At 67.8% G+C, this 860-nt stretch carries 1 protein-coding gene and 1 pseudogene; one reads left to right on the forward strand and one right to left on the reverse strand.

The genetic code is table 11. The features are described 5' to 3' along the window. Positions 1 to 183 (reverse strand): annotated as a pseudogene (locus PV341_RS45125) (endonuclease); the annotation flags it as partial. Positions 184 to 409: 226 nt separating this feature from the next. Here PV341_RS45125 and PV341_RS45130 point away from each other — a divergent pair. Next, positions 410 to 860 (forward strand): hemerythrin domain-containing protein (locus PV341_RS45130; protein ID WP_500361060.1); only part of this gene is annotated, 451 nt, incomplete at its 3' end.

The raw sequence follows: 860 nt of genomic DNA on the forward strand, positions 1-860 counted from the left end.
CACGGACGCCTTGATCCGGGCACTGAGCAGGCAGGCTGCCACCAGCGCCTGGTAGAGCGGCTGCGGGGTGTTCTTCAGCTTGATGCCGGCGTCCTCGGCATAGGTGTGCCCCTCGCTGTCCAGCAAGGCCTCGACCGTCGCCTTGTCCTTCGCACGGTCCCGGGGTCCGGTGGTCCCGGCCATCACACATCACCTTCTCCGGAAGCGGATCACCGCCTCAGTGCAGGCTGCTACCCGGCCACCCGCGCCCTACACGGCGTAGCGATCGATCCCGGCATCCACGTGGTGGCGGCCTGGGCCGAAGATCGTCGTCCGGATGGCCGACAAAGGGGGCGTGTCCTCCGTGGGACCGGGAAGCAGCCCGGGAGAAGACCGTCGACCGCACGCCGACCCGGAAGGGAGTCATGTGATGGGACACGGCGGAAACGTGATCGCAGAGCTCACGGCCGACCACCGCGAGGTGGAGGAGTACTTCGCCCGTCTGCGGGCCCTGCCCGCGGGTGACAAGGAACGCCGGAACGTGCTCGACGAGGTCACCATCGAGCTCGTACGCCACTCGGTGGCCGAGGAGATGTACCTCTACCCGGCCGTCAGGAAGCACCTGCCCGGCGGGGACGCCCTGGCCGACAAGGAGATCCAGGAACACGCCGAGGTCGAACAGGTCCTCAAGGACCTGGAGGACGTCGACATCGACGACGCCCGGTTCGACGAAATGGTGGGAAAGTTGATCACCGATGTCACCGAGCACGTCAGGGAGGAGGAGCAGCAGCTCTTCCCGGGCCTGGCGCAGGCATGCTCGCCCGAGCAGCTCTACGAGCTCGGGGACCAGGTCCGCCGGGCCAAGAAGGTCGCCCCGACCC

It is taken from the genome of Streptomyces sp. PA03-1a (assembly GCF_033792805.1).
Taxonomy (GTDB): Bacteria; Actinomycetota; Actinomycetes; order Streptomycetales; family Streptomycetaceae; genus Actinacidiphila.